Annotated in this window: 16 protein-coding genes and 1 pseudogene; 4 read left to right on the forward strand and 13 right to left on the reverse strand. The window is 54.3% G+C overall.

Annotation, left to right across the window (positions count from 1 at the left end; translation table 11 throughout):
* Positions 1 to 98: 98 nt before the first annotated feature.
* From secF to KI367_RS19625, 3 genes are all read right to left on the reverse strand, one after another.
* On the reverse strand, positions 99 to 1,007 hold the full coding sequence (secF, locus tag KI367_RS19615) for a protein translocase subunit SecF (protein WP_036711197.1): 909 nt from the start codon (positions 1,005 to 1,007) through the stop codon (positions 99 to 101).
* Positions 997 to 2,268, reverse strand: coding sequence for a protein translocase subunit SecD (secD, locus tag KI367_RS19620; protein ID WP_212951805.1), 1,272 nt, complete (start codon positions 2,266 to 2,268; stop codon positions 997 to 999). Before secD ends, secF begins: the two co-directional genes overlap by 11 nt.
* A gap of 163 nt (positions 2,269 to 2,431) precedes the next feature.
* On the reverse strand, positions 2,432 to 2,674 hold the full coding sequence (locus KI367_RS19625) for a post-transcriptional regulator (protein ID WP_036711300.1): 243 nt from the start codon (positions 2,672 to 2,674) through the stop codon (positions 2,432 to 2,434).
* A 319-nt stretch (positions 2,675 to 2,993) separates the two neighbouring features.
* Here KI367_RS19625 and spoVB point away from each other — a divergent pair, with 319 nt between their 5' ends.
* Positions 2,994 to 4,547: a stage V sporulation protein B gene (gene spoVB / locus KI367_RS19630; RefSeq protein ID WP_246537122.1), complete on the forward strand. Its 1,554-nt coding sequence runs from the start codon at positions 2,994 to 2,996 to the stop codon at positions 4,545 to 4,547.
* A 3-nt stretch (positions 4,548 to 4,550) separates the two neighbouring features.
* On the opposite strand, the gene KI367_RS19635 is transcribed toward spoVB, so the two are convergent.
* Positions 4,551 to 5,330 carry a YetF domain-containing protein gene (locus KI367_RS19635; RefSeq protein WP_212951814.1) on the reverse strand — a complete coding sequence of 260 codons (780 nt, stop codon included), beginning with the start codon at positions 5,328 to 5,330 and terminating at the stop codon, positions 4,551 to 4,553.
* A gap of 246 nt (positions 5,331 to 5,576) precedes the next feature.
* Here KI367_RS19635 and KI367_RS19640 point away from each other — a divergent pair, with 246 nt between their 5' ends.
* Both KI367_RS19640 and KI367_RS19645 read left to right on the forward strand, forming a co-directional pair.
* Positions 5,577 to 5,969: a TIGR04086 family membrane protein gene (locus KI367_RS19640; RefSeq protein WP_036711191.1), complete on the forward strand. Its 393-nt coding sequence runs from the start codon at positions 5,577 to 5,579 to the stop codon at positions 5,967 to 5,969.
* Between the two features lie 75 nt (positions 5,970 to 6,044).
* A complete protein-coding gene (locus KI367_RS19645) occupies positions 6,045 to 6,887 on the forward strand; it encodes a phosphatase PAP2 family protein (protein ID WP_246537119.1) in 843 nt (280 codons plus the stop codon).
* A 238-nt stretch (positions 6,888 to 7,125) separates the two neighbouring features.
* Here KI367_RS19645 and yajC read toward each other — a convergent pair whose 3' ends face one another.
* The 8 genes from yajC to KI367_RS19685 form a co-directional block, all read right to left on the reverse strand.
* Positions 7,126 to 7,467: a preprotein translocase subunit YajC gene (gene yajC, locus KI367_RS19650; RefSeq protein WP_036711185.1), complete on the reverse strand. Its 342-nt coding sequence runs from the start codon at positions 7,465 to 7,467 to the stop codon at positions 7,126 to 7,128.
* 67 nt (positions 7,468 to 7,534) lie between these two features.
* Positions 7,535 to 8,674 (reverse strand): tRNA guanosine(34) transglycosylase Tgt, encoded by a 1,140-nt coding sequence (gene tgt, locus KI367_RS19655; protein WP_212951807.1) that lies wholly within the window; start codon positions 8,672 to 8,674, stop codon positions 7,535 to 7,537.
* A 36-nt stretch (positions 8,675 to 8,710) separates the two neighbouring features.
* Positions 8,711 to 9,739, reverse strand: coding sequence for a tRNA preQ1(34) S-adenosylmethionine ribosyltransferase-isomerase QueA (gene queA / locus KI367_RS19660; protein WP_212951808.1), 1,029 nt, complete (start codon positions 9,737 to 9,739; stop codon positions 8,711 to 8,713).
* A 6-nt stretch (positions 9,740 to 9,745) separates the two neighbouring features.
* A complete protein-coding gene (locus KI367_RS19665; RefSeq protein WP_212951809.1) occupies positions 9,746 to 11,848 on the reverse strand; it encodes a SpoIID/LytB domain-containing protein in 2,103 nt (700 codons plus the stop codon).
* 65 nt (positions 11,849 to 11,913) lie between these two features.
* A complete protein-coding gene (gene ruvB / locus KI367_RS19670; RefSeq protein ID WP_212951810.1) occupies positions 11,914 to 12,918 on the reverse strand; it encodes a Holliday junction branch migration DNA helicase RuvB in 1,005 nt (334 codons plus the stop codon).
* Between the two features lie 36 nt (positions 12,919 to 12,954).
* Positions 12,955 to 13,569 carry a Holliday junction branch migration protein RuvA gene (gene ruvA, locus KI367_RS19675; protein WP_036711183.1) on the reverse strand — a complete coding sequence of 205 codons (615 nt, stop codon included), beginning with the start codon at positions 13,567 to 13,569 and terminating at the stop codon, positions 12,955 to 12,957.
* Positions 13,566 to 14,069: a crossover junction endodeoxyribonuclease RuvC gene (gene ruvC, locus KI367_RS19680; RefSeq protein WP_036711181.1), complete on the reverse strand. Its 504-nt coding sequence runs from the start codon at positions 14,067 to 14,069 to the stop codon at positions 13,566 to 13,568. Before ruvC ends, ruvA begins: the two co-directional genes overlap by 4 nt.
* 218 nt (positions 14,070 to 14,287) lie before the next feature.
* Entirely contained in the window at positions 14,288 to 15,184 is an 897-nt protein-coding gene (locus KI367_RS19685) for a LysR family transcriptional regulator (RefSeq protein ID WP_036711178.1), read from the reverse strand.
* Positions 15,185 to 15,303: 119 nt separating this feature from the next.
* On the opposite strand from KI367_RS19685, the gene KI367_RS19690 reads away from it, so the two are divergent.
* Positions 15,304 to 16,371 (forward strand): branched-chain amino acid aminotransferase, encoded by a 1,068-nt coding sequence (locus KI367_RS19690; RefSeq protein WP_212951811.1) that lies wholly within the window; start codon positions 15,304 to 15,306, stop codon positions 16,369 to 16,371.
* A 93-nt stretch (positions 16,372 to 16,464) separates the two neighbouring features.
* On the opposite strand, the pseudogene KI367_RS19695 reads toward KI367_RS19690, so the two are convergent.
* Positions 16,465 to 16,657 (reverse strand): annotated as a pseudogene (locus KI367_RS19695) (group II intron reverse transcriptase/maturase); the annotation flags it as partial.

Below are 16,657 nucleotides of genomic sequence, written 5' to 3' on the forward strand. Positions count from 1 at the left end.
GCATCCGTTTCTTCGAGGTGAATAAGCCATTGATGAGTTCCACATGGAAGATCGAAAGCCGCGTCGCATGGGACGCGGCTTTCACCTGTACAAGAACCTTACGCTTTGGAAGGCTTGACCGCTTTCCGGTTAGGTTTTTGCTTGTACTTAAAGAGCAGCCACAGCGGGCTTGCGATGAAGATCGAAGAGTATGCCCCGAAGATCAGGCCGATGACCATGGCCAGCGAGAACATTTTGATCGATTCTCCGCCGAACAGGAACAGGAAAAACGCGGCGATAAATACCGTAAACGCTGTATACAAGGAACGCATCAGCATTTGGTTGACGCTGTGGTTCAGCAGTTTGGCCAAATCCTCGCGCGTCTTCTGCTTGCCGAAACGCAGGTTTTCGCGGATCCGGTCGAAAATAACGATCGTATCGTTGATCGAGTAACCGATGATCGTCAGCACCGCGACGATGAACGTCAGGCTGACCTCCAGCCGGAAGATGGAGAAGATCGCTACGACCATAAACGCGTCATGCAAAAGCGCGACGATGGCCGCTAACGCGAACCGCCATTCAAACCGGATACTTACGTATATGATGATCCCGATACAGGATATGAGTACGGCATAGATCGCATTCCGGCCGAGCTCCTTGGCCATTTCCGGATCAACGGTGTTGATTTCGAAGGATGCAGACTTGTCCAGCTTCTGAATTTCCGCTTTCAGCTTTTCGTCCTGATCCTCCTGGAGCACTTTCGTGAAACGGATGTTCACCCGCTGATCCCCCGGCGTGATATGCGCGTCTTCTTTGGCGACTCCGATGGCGCTGAGCACCGGCTGTATCTCTTCAGCCGTCACGTTTTTGGACAGCTTCACGTCCACGTTCGAACCCGCGCGGAAATCAACGCCGTAGTTCAAACCGAAAGCGGAAAGCGCAATAATGCCGGCGATCGTCAGCACGATCGAAAAGATAAAGGCCGGCTTGCTGAGCTTCACGAAGTCGAATTCTCTCTTAAAGTGCATTGATCTCACTCTCCTTTACCCCGAACTGCTTCGGTTTTTTGAGCAGCTCGCCCTTGACGAGCAAACTAAGCAGGAAGTGGGTCAAATACACGTTCGTCAAAATGCTCAGCACGATTTCGACGATCAGGACAAGGGCGAAACCTTTGACGGCGCCTGTCCCAAACGCGAACATCACCGCACCGACGATAATCGTCGTAATGTTCGAGTCCAAAATCGTGCGGAAGGAGGATTTGTTCCCCGCTTTGACCGCCGAGGTGATGCTGCGGCCGTTGCGGATTTCTTCCCGAATCCGTTCGTTTGTGATGATGTTCGCGTCGACGGCCATCCCGATCCCGAGAATAAACGCCGCTACGCCCGGAAGGGTCAGCGTAAAGTCGGCCCAGACGAACACCAGGATGAGCAGCCAGGTATGCACGATCAGCCCGAAGCTGGCGATGATGCCCGGCAAACGGTACATCGCGATCATAAAGAGCAGAATGACGATGGAACCGATGATGCCTGCTTCGATCGTTTTTTGCAGCGATTGTTTGCCCAGCGTCGCGCCTACGCTTTGAGAATATTTTTCGGTCAGTTTCAAAGGCAGGGCGCCCAGATTGATCGTGTCGCGGATTTGTTTGGCTTCTTCGATGGAATAACTGCCGGAAATTTGGGCTTTGCCGTCGGTCAGCTCTTGACGGACCGTCGGGTCGGACAGCATGTTGTCATCGAGGAAGATCGCCAGGTTTTTGCCGATCAGACGTTTGGTGACATCCGCGAATTTCTTTTTGTCCTTCACCTTGATATCGATGACGGGCTGGTTGAGTTGGTCGTAGCCTACGGAAGCTCCGTTTTCGACAAAATCGCTGCCGACCAGCTCGACCTTACAATATATATCCTTCGGTTGCGCGTTTTCCGCAGGCGCCTTGCAGCCTTCCGCGCTGCGGAATGTCAGCGAGGCCGGCTCCTTCATTTTCTTTCTGACTTCGGCTTCGTTGGTTACGCCTGCGATTTTAAGGCGAATCCGGTTCGTACCTTCGGTGGTTACTTCGGGTTCGCTGGTACCAAGCGCATTGGCGCGCTTCTCCAGGCTTTCCGCCGTACGCGTGAGGGACTGTTTCGTAATCTTTTGTCCCGCTTCGAGCGGCGAAGCTTCGTACAAAATCTCGAAGCCCCCTTTAAGATCAAGACCGAGCCGGACGCCGTTCAGCAATCCCGGAGTCGACCAGGCCATGATTCCCGCAGCAACGAGCACGACGATGATGAAAGTAGCAATTCTTTTCATGCCGTTCCTAGTTCCCCTTTCGTTCTCAATATTCCTATTATAGCCATGCGTCAAAAAGCAGTCAATTTATCAATATTTGTCGTTTCCGCCCGCCGGGAGGTTTTCCGGAGCTTGAGGAGAGGCCTTATCCGCTTAGCCGCCAACCTGAAAAAGTTCCTCTCCCTTAATCGAAAGAGGAACCTTTATATGCAGATATGGTCATAAAGTTCATAAATGTCGTTACCTTCAGAGAGAGAATATCGTTGGTCAGCTTATACAAAGGAGGAATGCCTTCCTTTTCGTATTTGCTGCTGATGCAGTTCCAGATGTCTTTGCTGGTCACATGTTCATAACCGATAAGCCTGAATTCCTCCGCCTTGCTCCGGCAAAACGCCTCAATGGCGGCATCCATCTCGCTTTCGCTCATATATTCCGGGCTCACTGGCGCACCCTCCTCCCCGTCTCCCTGGTGTCTTCCTGCCAAGTTATACTTTCATACTACCACATTCGACTCCGCATGGTCCCATTCCTTCTTTTGGATTGCAAGACTTTTTCCGGTTTTCGCCAAACCTTCGCGCAAAAATGTCCTGGTATGAATGGACGAGTCCGGCATATCCATATACAAAAGGTCTGTCGCAACGAATGCAGCAGCAAAAGAGCTGGCACGGAAAAAGGGAGTGGCGCATTTGAACAAGCTAACACCTCGCACGGGGACATCGAAAAAGCAGACGTTTATCCAAGGCACGATGATTTTGCTCGCCGCCGGGATCGTCAACAGGATTTTGGGATTTATTCCCCGCATCGCCCTGCCCCGCATCATCGGGGCCGAAGGCGTCGGCATTTACCAGCTCGGATATCCTTTTTTCCTGGTGCTGGTCACCATCATCACCGGCGGGATTCCGCTTGCGGTGGCCAAGCTGATATCCGAAGCGGAAACGGAGAACAAACCGCAAAATTCCGAATTCGTCCTCCGCGTCAGCCTGATGCTGACCGTCGGTTTGGGCATTCTGTTCATGGCGCTTTCCGTCTGGCTTGCGCCCTGGGTGACGAGCCATATCCTGACGGATTCGCGCGTCTACTACACGTTTATCAGCATGAGCCCGATGCTGGTCATCGTTGCCGTATCATCCGTTTACAGAGGCTATTTTCAAGGCAAGCAAAACATGATCCCTTCCGCCGCCTCAAGCATCATCGAAACCGTGGCCAGAATCGGCTGCACGTTATGGTTCGCTTACCTGCTGCTGCCCAAGGGGATTGCTTATGCCGCGGCAGGAGCGATGCTTGGGGTAACGGCCGGCGAATTTTTCGGGCTGCTCGCCCTGTTATGGCAGTTCCGCAAGGAGCGGCCAAAGCTGGCCAAAACCGAAAAAGGCTCGCGCCATCAAGCGTCAAGCCCGGGTTTGTTTTCTCGTTTGATGGGCATCAACGTTCCGGTGACGGCAGGCAAGCTGGTCGGTTCCTTTTCTTACCTGTTCGAATCGATTATCACCGCGCAAAGCCTTGCCATCGCAGGCATCGCCACGTCCGTCGCCACCGCGCAATACGGCGCGCTGCAGGGCATGATCATTCCCGTCCTGCTCCTGCCCGGCGCGTTGACCTCTTCCCTGGCCGTATCGCTGGTTCCATCCCTTTCCGAAGCGGCTGCCCGCAAAGACAGGCTGACGATCCATAAGCGGCTCAACCAAACGATCCGGCTCGCCTTGGTTACGGGCGCTCCTTTCTCCGTGATCATGTACGTACTCGCCGAACCGCTTTGCCGCTTGTTGTACAACAGCACGGACATCGCGGGGATGCTGCGGATGCTGGCCCCTTTTGCGCTTTTCGTCTATGTACAGGCCCCGCTGCAGGCCACGCTGCAAGCATTGGACCGCCCCGGAAGGGCGTTGTTCAACACGCTGGTCAGCGCTTCGATCAAGCTGTTCCTGATCTGGTATTTGTCTTCCCAGCCGGAATACGGCATTTACGGCGCCGTCATCGCGATCATCATCAACAGCATCGTCGTCACCATCCTTCACGGGTTTAGCATCAGCCGGCTGCTCGCGTACCGCTTCAAGCTTTTCGACATGGTGAAACTGCTTTGCGCCATGCTCATCATGGCTGCCCTAACGACGTATGCCTTCCGCCATTTTCCGTTTGCCGGCTTCGGATGGATTCAGCTTTTTGCATCGGCGCTCGTTGGCGCGGCTGCGTTCCTGGTCACGGTTTTTGCCGTGAAGCTGGTCTCGCCGCGCGACGTGAGAAGAATGCCGGTCATCGGCAAATGGTTCGGCTCGGACGAGCCGGGGAAACCTGCGGCATAAGGTTTATTTCGGATCGACGTACACCTTGCCGTTCGGGTCGATCGAGCATAAAAATACGTCCTTGAACTCTTTGACGCCATGCTGCTGAATTTGATGTTTAAGCCAAAACCGGTTTTTTCTCAGCTTCCGCAAATTGTCGTCCTGCACTTTTCCGTCCATGATCAGCGGAACGGGAAGCACGCCGAAACTGAAGGTTCCGGCCGGGGCAAAAAAGAGCTTTTTCGATCTGGATCCGCCGTTTGCCGCAATCTTCCCCGCCTGCCGCGGATTTGCGGGTCGTTTTGTTTCGGGCTGCGCCCAAGCCGTGCCGCCGCTTGCCTGGGGATCGTTCCCGCCAAACGGCTGCCGGGTTTCCTCGCGCGAAGCGGAAGGAGATTTGGGAATGACCGTCAGCTGCCCGGAGTTTTCCAGAATGGCAAATTCGACGTCCGCGATGTTTTGGATGTTTTTCCCGCGCAGCTGGAGCAGCAAATCGTCCAGGTTGTACCGCTGTTTCCGCATCTCCTCCCGGTTGAGCTTGCCCTTGGCCACAAGAATGCTCGGCTCGCCTTCGAACCATAAACGCACTTTCCTGCTCTTCAGGCTGACGATGGCAATGATCAATTGGATGATGACCAGCGTGATCATCGGAACGATCCCGTCGAAAACCGGGCGCTTGATATCTTCCAGCACAAAAACGCCGATTTCGGCGATCATGATGGAAATGACGAGATCGAAAATCGAAAGCTTTCCGATTTCCCGTTTTCCCATAATCCTTAAAGTCAGATAGATGACAAAATACATGAGTACCGTCCGAAATACGGTGACCAAAATGTGAGCAGCCACACCCAAGCCCTCCCTTTGATGCGATATTGTTGGAAGAATATAAGGGTATTTTGGCCTTCGTCCATTTCAGGCATGCACTGCCGCGCGGATTAATAATTGGAAAATTACTTGTACTACCCCGGGAGGCTTGGACATAGATTTACATTAACTTATGGTTTAGGGAATGACGAAAAAATTCCTAGAATGATGAAGGGGGTTCCTGTTATGCACATGATCCGGCGCGTGCTTTCTTTTCGGATTGCAAATCCGATTCTGTCCGGACTCTATTATTCTTTTTTCTGGATGATGCTTGGCGCGCTTGTCCTTTCTCTCCTGCTGTGGTCCAGCGGCATGGACGAACAAAGCCTTTCCCGCTACATTTATGTGGTCCATGCGGTTGCATCGTTGTTCGGGGGAATTGTCGCAGGCAAGCGGGCAGGAAAAAGAGGCTGGTACCAAGGCGGCCTGACGGGCATTTTGTACGGCGCGCTGATCATCATGATCGGTTTTCTCGCGCTCGACAGCCATTTGCAGACGGGGGATCTGCTGCTGCTTGCCACGGCGTTTGCCTCGGCGGCCATCGGCGGCATGTTCGGCGTGAACCTTAAAAATAAGTGAATCGATAAGGCCTCTCCTCTTGAAATATGGTACACTAGGTTCACTTGATTCTTACAAGAGGAGGCTTTTTCTGATTTGATCTACCAATCCATGCAGGGAATATCCATCGCCTCGGCAGTCGCCGTGATTCTGCTGATCTGGCTGGGTACGCTCCGCAACCCGTTCAAAGCGGCCTACCTGTTTATGAAAGAGCTGCTAACTTCGCGCAAGTTTTTGCTGCTGTTCTGCATCATGGTAGGGATTCTTCTGCTGAACAAATACGAGCTGCAGATCGAAGAAAACATGAATTACCATAAAGATTTCACGCCTTGGGTATTCGGCTTGGAAGGACATTTCGTGCAACATTTTCAGGACTTTTTCCACAGCCCGTACCTTACGCCCGTCCTCGTTTTTTTCTACGTGGTGGTTTTTCAATCGCTGCTTGTCGCGTCGCTCGGCGTTTATGTTTCCGATCAAAATAGAGTGTTCGTGCTGGCCACTTGCTTCGCGATTATCATCAACTATACGGTCGCGATTCCGTTTTACCTGTTTTTCCCGGTCAATGAGGTGTGGTCTTACCCGCCATCCGGAGCATCCTTCCTCATGCTGGAGGTCTTTCCGAACTTCGAGCAGGAGTACAGGCCTTTATCCGGCATCAACAACTGCTTCCCAAGCCTCCATACGTCCATTTCGGTGACGATGATGGTTTTGGGATTGCGTTCCGGCAACCGACGCTTCGGCATCATGACGACGGTCAGCGCCATCATCGTGATTTTCAGCATCTTCTATCTGGGCATTCATTGGCTCACGGATATGATCGCCGGCACCATTCTGGGTCTCATCGCTTCCAATGCGGGCATCCTGTTCGCCAAGCTTTCCTTGCGAAGCCAAAACGAATCCCTGCTTCACCGGCAGCGCAAAATGTTTGGCGGATTATAATATCGAGAGCTATACGCTTACACATGATCAAAGAGGCGGCTCCCTGAACGGGAACCGCCTCTTTGGTTAGGCTAACGATGTTGCATCTTCGCTGCAATAACCGATTTCATCCATGCCCTTGGACGCTTCAAAGAAAGCGATCATAGGGATTTTCCCCGTATACCCGCTTCATTGTCGCTTATTGGTCATGATGAAATGAATCCATAAGTAATCTTGTGATTCGTTATGTCGCTGCAGCTTATTTTTCGCCTTCGGCTGCGGTGCTGATCGCATGGCTGATCGAGTTGCGGTCGAACGTAAGCTTCGTAACGTCATTGACGCGCAATACGACCGTGTCGTCCGTAATTTCCATGATCGTCCCGTGAAGGCCCCCGATCGTAACGACCTTATCCCCTTTTTTCAATGCGCTGAGCATCGAGTTCCGGGTTTTCTGTTTCTTTTGCTGCGGACGAATAAGCAGGAAATAAAAAATCGCAAACATCAGCACGAGAGGCAAAATCAAGCTGAGGAAGTTGCTTCCGCCGCCTGCCGCGCCGCCTGCGCCTGCCGCAATTTCAAAACTTTCGAATTTTTCGAACATCCCTTTCCCCCCTTTCATGGATTAACCCCGTCGTTTCAGTTTCAGCTGCTTCCGAAAAACCTTCGGATTAAAAACCTTTATCATTGTCATGAAGACCGTACTGCTCAAAAAACTCATCGCGGAAATCAAGCAGCCTGTCTTCCATGATGCTTTGCCGCACTTGCTTCATCAGGTTGATAAGGAAATGCAGGTTGTGGTACGTCGTCAGCCTGAGGCCAAAGGTTTCGTCGGCTTTGATCAAATGACGAAGGTAGGCTCTTGAATAGTTCCGGCAAGTATAACAATCGCATGCAGGATCAAGAGGGCCAAAATCTCTGGCGTATTGGGCGTTTCGCACGACGAGCCGTCCTTGGCTGGTCATCGTCGTTCCGTTGCGGGCAATCCGCGTCGGCAGGACGCAGTCAAACATGTCCACGCCCCGGATCGAACCTTCGATCAAGGCATCCGGAGAACCGACGCCCATCAAATAACGGGGTTTGTTGTCCGGAAGGAGCGGAACGGTATAATCCAGCACTTCATACATCAGCTGCTTGGACTCTCCAACGCTGAGTCCACCAATAGCATACCCCGGGAAATCCATGGAAGTCAAATCCCGCGCGCTTTGTTTGCGCAAATCCTCGTACATGCCTCCCTGCACGATGCCGAACAACGCCTGGTCATGCGGGCGCGCGTGGCTTTTCAGGCAGCGCTCGGCCCATCTCGACGTCCGTTCCAGCGATTTTTTGACGTAATCGTATTCGGCCGGATAAGGCGGGCACTCATCGAATGCCATCATGATATCGGAGCCGAGCGCGTTCTGGATTTCCATCGCCACTTCAGGAGAAATGAATAACTTGTCCCCGTTCAGGTGGGAACGGAAATGCACGCCTTCCTCGGTGATTTTGCGCATTTCGCTCAAGCTGAACACCTGGAAGCCGCCGCTGTCGGTCAAAATAGGGCGATCCCAATTCATGAATTGATGCAGCCCGCCCGCTTCCCGGACGATATCGTGGCCCGGGCGCAGGAAAAGGTGATAGGTGTTGCTCAAGATGATTTGCGCGTCCATCGCCTTCAGCTCTTCCGGGCTCATCGTTTTGACGGTGGCCAGCGTCCCGACCGGCATGAAGGTCGGCGTTTCGATCACCCCGTGGGGGGTATGGACGCGGCCGAGGCGCGCTCCGGATTGTTTGCATGTTTTAATGTGTTCGTAATAAACTGCTGCAGTCATATAGATACCATCCTCTTAGATTCCGCTCGATCGGACTTAATAAATAAACATGGCGTCGCCGAAGCTGAAAAAGCGGTATTTCTCTTGGATCGCTTCTTCGTACGCATGCAAAATATGCTCTCTGCCTGCCAGCGCGCTCACCAGCATCACCAGCGTGGACTTGGGCAGATGGAAGTTGGTGATCAGGGCATCCACGACCTTGAATTCATAACCCGGATAAATGAAAATATCCGTCCAGCCGCTGCAAGCCTCGAGCTGCCCGCCCGCAAACCGGGTGCCAAGCGTTTCAAGCGTCCGGCACGAAGTCGTGCCGACGGCAATGATGCGTCCGCCCCGGCTGCGCGCAGCGTTTAAGACGTCGACCGTTTCCTGCGAAACGGAATAATACTCCGCATGCATCACATGGTCTTCGACTTTGTCGACGGACATCGGACGGAAGGTGCCCAACCCGACATGAAGCGTCAAATAGGCGATCGTGACGCCCTTGCGCTCGATTTCCTCGAGAAGTTCTTTCGTGAAATGAAGCCCGGCTGTCGGCGCGGCCGCAGAGCCCTCATGGCGGGAATATACGGTCTGATACCGTTCCCGGTCATCCAGCTTCTCCTTGATATACGGAGGCAGGGGCATCTGGCCGAGCCGGTCCAAAATCTCCTGGAAAATCCCTTTATAATAAAACTTCAGCACGCGTTCGCCCATGTCGGCTTCATCTTCGATGACGGCTTTCAGCTCGTCCCCGAAAACGATCGACGTGCCCGGCTTCAGCTTTTTGCCCGGTTTGACGAGCGCTTCCCAGCGGTCTTCGCCGAGGTTTTTCAGCAGGAGCACCTCCGCTTTGGCGCCCGTATCTTCCTTGGTTCCGAACAATCTCGCGGGAATGACCCGCGTATCGTTCAGCACAAGCGTATCGCCGGGATGCAGCTGGTCCACGATATCCTTGAATGTATGATGGGCAATCGCCCCGTTTTGCTTGTTCAGCGTCAATAGACGCGATGCCGTCCGCTCCTTGAGCGGCGTCTGTGCAATCAATTCTTCCGGTAGGTTAAAATCGTACAAGTCTACGTTCATATTGCGTCATTCCTTAGTAATAGTTACGTTCTGGTAATAGTGTTTCAATATATCCTGATAACCATACCCTTCGTCAGCCATCCCTTTCGCTCCCCATTGCGAGAGTCCGAGGCCATGCCCGTTGCCGCGGCCGACGAACATAAAACCTTCGTTTTTGTCGACGCTGCGGGCGCTGCCGTCCCCGCTCAGGATGACCGTTCCGCCGCCCGCAAGGGTGCTTTGGCCGGAAGCCGAGACGACGGCGGCGCCGGACGAACCGGTTTTTTTGGCCGTCGTGCCGTCGGCACTCCGTACAGTATAGCTCCCGGTTTGGACAATATCAAATAAGGTGCTTGGAAGGCTTCCCAGCGCCGAGCGGAACAGGTCCGGGTATTTTACGTCGAGAACCTGGCCGTTGGCCTTGATTTCCGTCGCCCGGCCGGACGGCCCGCGTTTCGTGACGTCCAGCGTCACGATCGGGGAAGGAGGCGGCGTCTGGGTTTTGCCCTGCAGGCTTTTAAGCAGCTCGGCCGACGTGAACGGCCCGCGAACCCAAGAGTACGTGCCGGATTCGTTCACTTTTTCCAGCAAGACTGCCGTATCGCCGGGATTCATTTTGGCGACCGGGCTTTTATCGGACTGAATCAGCGGCAGCGGGCGAACGTTCGTGTCTTTGGCCGTCACGGTCACTTTGGCGAGTCCGCCGCCGGTAAACGTGCCGGTCTCTTTTACGTTGTCTTCGCGCACATAGCCGCTGACGCCGGAAGGGAGCAGCACATGGTACCACATTTTTTGGCCCTTCGTCGCGGCCGTGTCCCCCTCGCTTGGCACGCTGGCGAACGCATCCCCGCCGCTGTTCCACACTTCGGAAGGATCGGCCGACGCGCCGCCGGCGTTGGAGGAAAACACCGCCTCGACCACTTTCCCGTCTTTCCGGATCACTTCGCCGCGGGTTGCGTCGACCGCTTCGACCACGCTCGGGGATTCGGAGGCGACCCCATTGTAAGCCTGGCTCAGCGTCGTGTCGACGACGTCCGCGATTTTAAACTTGCTGCTTTGCCCCACTTGAAACTCCGCATAGCTGCGCGCCGCAACCGCTTGGGCTTTCAGTGCTTCCGCAGGCCACGAGGACGGCACCTCGCCGCCGACGACCGAATAGAGGTACTCTTCAAACGGCAGCTCATTGACAAGCGCCAGTTGCCCGTTCAAAACGCTGATCTCCATCGCCCCGCGGTAAGAACGGTTTGATCTTTCCTTAACCTTCAGTTCCGAGCCGCTGCTCGAAGCCCATGCTTTGGCGTCTTTGCCGCTGACCTGAAAATGCTTGACGGCTTGCCCTTGGCCTACATCCTGCCGGATGATCAAACCCGGAAGGCCGGCATCGGCGTTCGAGAGCGCAAATTGCGGCAATTGCGCCGCCGCGGAGCTTGACAGGGCGGCCAAATCCTGATCGTTTGCCGCTTCCCCGACCCAAACCGCGTAGCGGCTGCCGCCGTCGGCCGTCTGCTCCAGCGCGACCATCGCATCAAACCCGGCATCCTTGATGGAGCTTGCGGCTGCCGCCGCTTGCGCTTCCGTATCGTAAGAACCGGCGGTCAAATGCTTCGGGCCCTTCACCCCGGGAACCTGCCCCTCCAGATAAGCGGCCGCGGTTTTGGCCGTGCGGGCTGCTCCTGTAGCGGCCGCCTGCTCGCTTGCATAAGGCCCGGCATAGAGCTGGTACACTTGTCCTGCGGAGATCTGGGCCGCAAACAGAAACGGCTTGTCCGCCGTGGCCGCCAGTTTTTTGTAGGCCGCGGAGGCGGCCGAAAAATCCCTCGTTTCCAGCACCTTCACGCGAAAGCCGTCGATGCTGAAGCGCGCTTCTTCTCCGGCGGCAAGCGCAAAGGCGGAGGATGGCCCTCCGGCCGCTTTGAATCCTACGGACCAAGCTTGTCCGGAGGAAAGCGTCACTGCCGCCTGCGTGGATTTATACGTGCTGCCTAAATCCATAAACAAACCGACCCGGATCTGGTCGGCCGAAAGAGCCGATGCCTTGCCGGACAGCTGCAAGCCGCCGGCGGCCAGCAATACGGCCAAAAGACCTTTGCCACACCATGTAACTACCTTCGGTACCGTCGATTTTCGCACTCGTTATGTTCCTCCTTGCATCCCATGAAGTCTATATCAAAATGAATGTTAACATCGCGATTGATTTAACGGGGATCGGGCATCGGCAGTCCTAAGTGCTGATAGGCCGCAGCCGTCACGATCCTGCCCCGGGGCGTCCGCTGCAGGAAGCCGATCTGGAGCAGGTACGGCTCGTACACATCCTCGATCGTTTGGCTTTCTTCGCCGATGGTGGCCGCTATCGTATCGAGGCCGACCGGCCCGCCCTTGAAGCTCGTAATCATCGAAGTAAGCATTTTGTAGTCGATTTGGTCCAAGCCGCGCGGGTCGACTTGAAGCATTTTCAGCGATTCTTCCGCGATTTTCGGCGTAATCATGCCGTCCCCCCGCACCTGGGCGTAGTCCCGGACTCTTTTCAGGAGGCGGTTCGCGATCCGCGGCGTGCCCCTGGAACGCAGAGCGATTTCCTCGGCCGCGTCCCCCACGATTTCGATGCCGAAGATATCGGCCCCGCGGGACACGATGTAGCTGAGTTCATCCACGTTGTAAAATTCGAGCCGGCTGACGACGCCGAAGCGGTCGCGCAGCGGAGCGGACAACAGACCCGCCCGGGTCGTCGCCCCGATCAGCGTAAACGGCGGGAGGTCCAATCGGACGGAGCGCGCGCTCGGGCCTTTGCCGATCATAATGTCGAGCGCAAAATCCTCCATCGCCGGATACAGCACCTCTTCCACCGTACGGTGCAGCCGGTGGATCTCGTCGATGAACAGCACGTCCCCTTCCTGCAGGTTGGTCAGCAGCGCCGCCAAATCGCCGGGACGCTCGATCGCAGGCCCGGAGGTGGTGCGCAAATTGACGCCGAGCTCGTTGGCGATAATGTTGGCCAAAGTCGTTTTGCCGAGCCCCGGAGGCCCGTACAGCAGCACGTGATCCAATGCCTCGTTGCGCATCTTGGCGGCTTCGATGTAAATTTTCAGGTTTTCCTTTACTTGGTTCTGTCCGATATATTCGTTCAAATACCGGGGGCGAAGGCTCAGCTCCACCGCCTGGTCTTCCATCATTAAATTTGCCGATATGATCCGGTCATCCATTCCTGTCGCCCCTCTCCCAGCAGCCGAATGCTTCGATTACCCCGCATAAAGCAGCTTCAGCGCTTTTTTCATCAATACGTCCACCGAATCTCCGAACGCCGTTTCATCCTTGATTTTGAGCCATACCCGATCCAGCTCCGCATCCGTGTATCCCAGCGCTTTGAGGCCTTCCCGCGCCTCGGACCAGGCCGATCCGTCACCTTCCTCGGGCTCGGGCACCGCAAACAGTCCGGTCGCCAGCGAAGCCGTGCCGAAGCCGTCAAGCTTGTCCTTGAGGTCCAGGACCATGCGCTGCGCCGTTTTTTTGCCGATCCCCGGCATTTTCGTCAGGAACGTAATGTTCTCTTGGTAAATGGCCGTAACCAGCTGCTCCGGCGTGCCTCCGGCCAAAATGCCCAATGCGACCTTCGGACCGATTCCCGAGACGTCGATCAGTTTGCGGAACAGCCTCTGCTCCTCCCGGGTCGGGAAACCGAACAACAGGATCGCGTCCTCCCGGACATGATGATGGGTGTACACCGTCACGGGTCCTTCCGTTTTGGCGAATACAAAAGGATTAGGGCAGAATACGCGGTATCCTACCCCTTGAACGTCCAGCACGATATATTCATTTTCCAGATGGACCATCGGCCCTCTTAAAAAATCGATCATTTTCGCAATACCTCGTTTATTTTCGAATTTAACGCGTGCGAATGGGCGTGGCAAACCGCCACGGCCAAGGCATCCGCCACGTCATCGGGCTTCGGCACGGCCTGCAGCCTCAAAAACATCCGGACCATTTCCTGAACCTGCTTTTTCTCCGCCTTGCCGTAACCGACTATGGCCTGCTTCACCTGCATCGGCGTATATTCCGCGATGGGCAAGCCGCGCTGGGTGGCCGCCAAGATCAAAACTCCGCGCGCCTGGCTGACGAGCATCGCATTCGTGACGTTCCGGTTGAAAAACAGCTTTTCAAAAGCAACGCATTCCGGTTGATATTTATCGATCAGTTGAATCATGGCTTCGTACACATGCAGCAGCCGCTCTTCGTCGGGCGTGTGAGCCTCGGTCTGAATGCAGCCGTATTGCACCGGGGTCAGCTTGCTTCCGGCTTGATCGATGAAACCAAAGCCTACGATGGCGATCCCCGGGTCGATCCCTAATATGCGCAAATGAATTCTCTCCCCTAAATTGAAAGCGAACATATGTATTCGTTCTATTCATTATAATGTAAAACTTCGTATCAAGTCTATGACCCTAGCAGAAAAACGTCTATCGGCTGGCATTCGGCCGCCGCCAATCATATTTTCATAAAGCAGAAATTTGTCGGACTTCGCGCGGCTTGTCATTTAAAGCGATGCTCTCCGATGTGTTGTACCCCGACAATCGATTACATCTTTTGCAGCGTATGGGCAGAATTGTAGGTTTGCGTCAGTTCGTGGATGAAAGCGACCATTGCGGCGTTCAAAAATTTTTGCTTGCGGTATACGATGCCCACCTTTTTCTGTGGAACGGGATGGACGATCGGGATGATGGCAATATCCGAGTGAAGGATCATGTTCAAATACGATTTCGGCAAAATCGTGCAGCTAACGTTCAGCTTGACCAATTGCAGCATCGAATCCATGGTCGACAGCTCGATGATCGGATGCAGCCGATGTCCGGCCTCTTTGCTGTAAGCGTCCACCATTTGGCGCACCAGAAATTTTTCCGGGAACAGCACCAGCGACTCCAGCGTAAGATCCTCCAGCTTGACGGCAGCCTGGCGGCTCAGCCGGTGTTTGGCGGAAACCGCAAGGCAAAGCTCCTCGGTATAAAGCTCCATGCTGATCAATTGTTCGTCGTCCAATGGCAGAAACACTACCCCAAGATCCAGCTTGTTGTCGATCAGTCCCTTCTTGGTTTCTTCGGTCGCAAGCTCGTGCACGGAAATCGAGATGCCCGGCATTTTTTGATGGAAGGAAATGAGCGTTTCCGTCAGCAAATGGTTGCCCGAGCATCCGATGGTAAGTTTTCCCCTTTGCATCCCCTTGAGTTCGTTAATTTCGGTTTGGGCTTGTTCCAATTCGTGAAAAATGTTTAATGCGTGCTCTTTTAACGTCATGCCGGCTTCCGTCAAATAATTTTTTTTGCCGATCCGTTGGAATAACGGCGTTCCGACCCTTTCCTCCAACAACCGGATTTGCTGGCTAAGCGTAGGCTGGCTGATGCCCAACTTTACGGCGGCCTTGGTAAAATGCAGCTCTTCGCAAACCGCCAGAAAATACTCAAGCAGACGAAAATCCATGGACCGACCCTCCACCATAGTTGATAACTATTATTTTAATTGATAACATTGAATTGACCAATCATTTTTTGTTATCTATAGTAGACATTATTATAAATGTACGATAGGAGCGCATGACTATGAGCGATGAGATCAAAATCCAATTAACCACCACGCCGGGGAACAAGCCGGACAGCAGCAATTTGAGTTTCGGGAAATATTTTACCGACCACATGTTTATCATGGATTACCATACGGAAAAGGGCTGGCATGATCCAAGGATCGTTCCTTACGCCCCGATCGCGTTGGACCCTGCGGCCATGGTGTTTCATTATGGGCAGGCCGTTTTCGAGGGGCTGAAAGCCTACATGACCGACTCCGGCAAGGTGCTGCTGTTCAGACCGGATAAAAACATGGAACGCTTGAACCGTTCGAACGACCGGCTGGGGATCCCTGAAGTCGACGGGGAGTTCGTCATCCAAGCGATCAAAACCTTGATCGAGATCGATAAAAGCTGGATTCCTACCGAGAAGGGCACGTCCTTGTACGTCCGCCCATTTATCATCGCCACGGAGCCGTGCTTGGGGGTACGGTCCTCGTACACGTATCAGCTCATCGTCATCCTGTCGCCGGTAGGCGCTTATTACTCGGGTGGCCTGGAACCGGTCAAAATCAACGTGGAAAGCTCCTATACCCGTGCGGTTCGCGGCGGGATCGGGTATGCCAAGGCCGCAGGCAACTATGCGGCAAGCATCAAAGCCCAGGAAAACGCCAAAAAAGAAGGCTTCTCGCAGGTGCTCTGGCTGGATGCCATCGAAAAGAAATATATCGAAGAAGTGGGCAGCATGAACATTTTCTTCAAAATCGCGGGCACGGTCATCACGCCGGAAATTAACGGCAGCATCCTGGAAGGCGTGACGCGCGACTCCGTCATTACGCTGCTGAAGGATTGGGGAGTTCCGGTCGAAGAACGGAAACTATCCATCGAGGAAATTTACGAAGCCTACAAGCAAGGACAACTGGAAGAGGTGTTCGGTACCGGTACGGCAGCGGTCATTTCGCCGGTCGGCGAGCTCCACTGGAACGAGCATACGATGGCTATCAACGACAAAAAGATCGGCGAGTTGTCCCAGAAGCTGTATGACACCATCACCGGCCTGCAGGCCGGTCAGCTCCCGGATACGCGGAATTGGACCATCACGTTTTAACTTCAAACCGGATAATCGAGTAGAAGGGGGCGGCAAACCCCCGTCCTCTCACACCACCGTACATGCGGGTCCGCATACGGCGGTTCCAAAAGGTTAACGAAGTTCCAAGTAGCGAGAAAGCAAACTTTTCAGCCCTTTCGCTTCCCAATAGGTTGTCGAAAGGGCGTTATTTATGTTTCGGGACATTTCCCAAGCTCCTTTGCGGGAGTTGGCCATCATAAAAGCGGCCCATTCTGGCACGCCCAGGGCGCGGAGTTCTCGAATACGTGTACGCACTCGCTTCCAT

It is taken from the genome of Paenibacillus cookii (assembly GCF_018333375.1).
Lineage (GTDB): Bacteria > Bacillota > Bacilli > Paenibacillales > Paenibacillaceae > Paenibacillus_AQ > Paenibacillus_AQ cookii.

Coding starts and splice junctions, on each gene's coding strand:
- secF (WP_036711197.1), bottom strand. CDS start 1,007: ATGCACTTTAAGAGAGAATTCGACTTCGTGAAGCTCAGCAAGCCGGCC.
- secD (WP_212951805.1), bottom strand. CDS start 2,268: ATGAAAAGAATTGCTACTTTCATCATCGTCGTGCTCGTTGCTGCGGGA.
- KI367_RS19625 (WP_036711300.1), bottom strand. CDS start 2,674: ATGAGCGAAAGCGAGATGGATGCCGCCATTGAGGCGTTTTGCCGGAGC.
- spoVB (WP_246537122.1), top strand. CDS start 2,994: ATGATTTTGCTCGCCGCCGGGATCGTCAACAGGATTTTGGGATTTATT.
- KI367_RS19635 (WP_212951814.1), bottom strand. CDS start 5,330: ATGTATTTTGTCATCTATCTGACTTTAAGGATTATGGGAAAACGGGAA.
- KI367_RS19640 (WP_036711191.1), top strand. CDS start 5,577: ATGCACATGATCCGGCGCGTGCTTTCTTTTCGGATTGCAAATCCGATT.
- yajC (WP_036711185.1), bottom strand. CDS start 7,467: ATGTTCGAAAAATTCGAAAGTTTTGAAATTGCGGCAGGCGCAGGCGGC.
- tgt (WP_212951807.1), bottom strand. CDS start 8,674: ATGACTGCAGCAGTTTATTACGAACACATTAAAACATGCAAACAATCC.
- queA (WP_212951808.1), bottom strand. CDS start 9,739: ATGAACGTAGACTTGTACGATTTTAACCTACCGGAAGAATTGATTGCA.
- ruvB (WP_212951810.1), bottom strand. CDS start 12,918: ATGGATGACCGGATCATATCGGCAAATTTAATGATGGAAGACCAGGCG.
- ruvA (WP_036711183.1), bottom strand. CDS start 13,569: ATGATCGATTTTTTAAGAGGGCCGATGGTCCATCTGGAAAATGAATAT.
- KI367_RS19685 (WP_036711178.1), bottom strand. CDS start 15,184: ATGGATTTTCGTCTGCTTGAGTATTTTCTGGCGGTTTGCGAAGAGCTG.
- KI367_RS19690 (WP_212951811.1), top strand. CDS start 15,304: ATGAGCGATGAGATCAAAATCCAATTAACCACCACGCCGGGGAACAAG.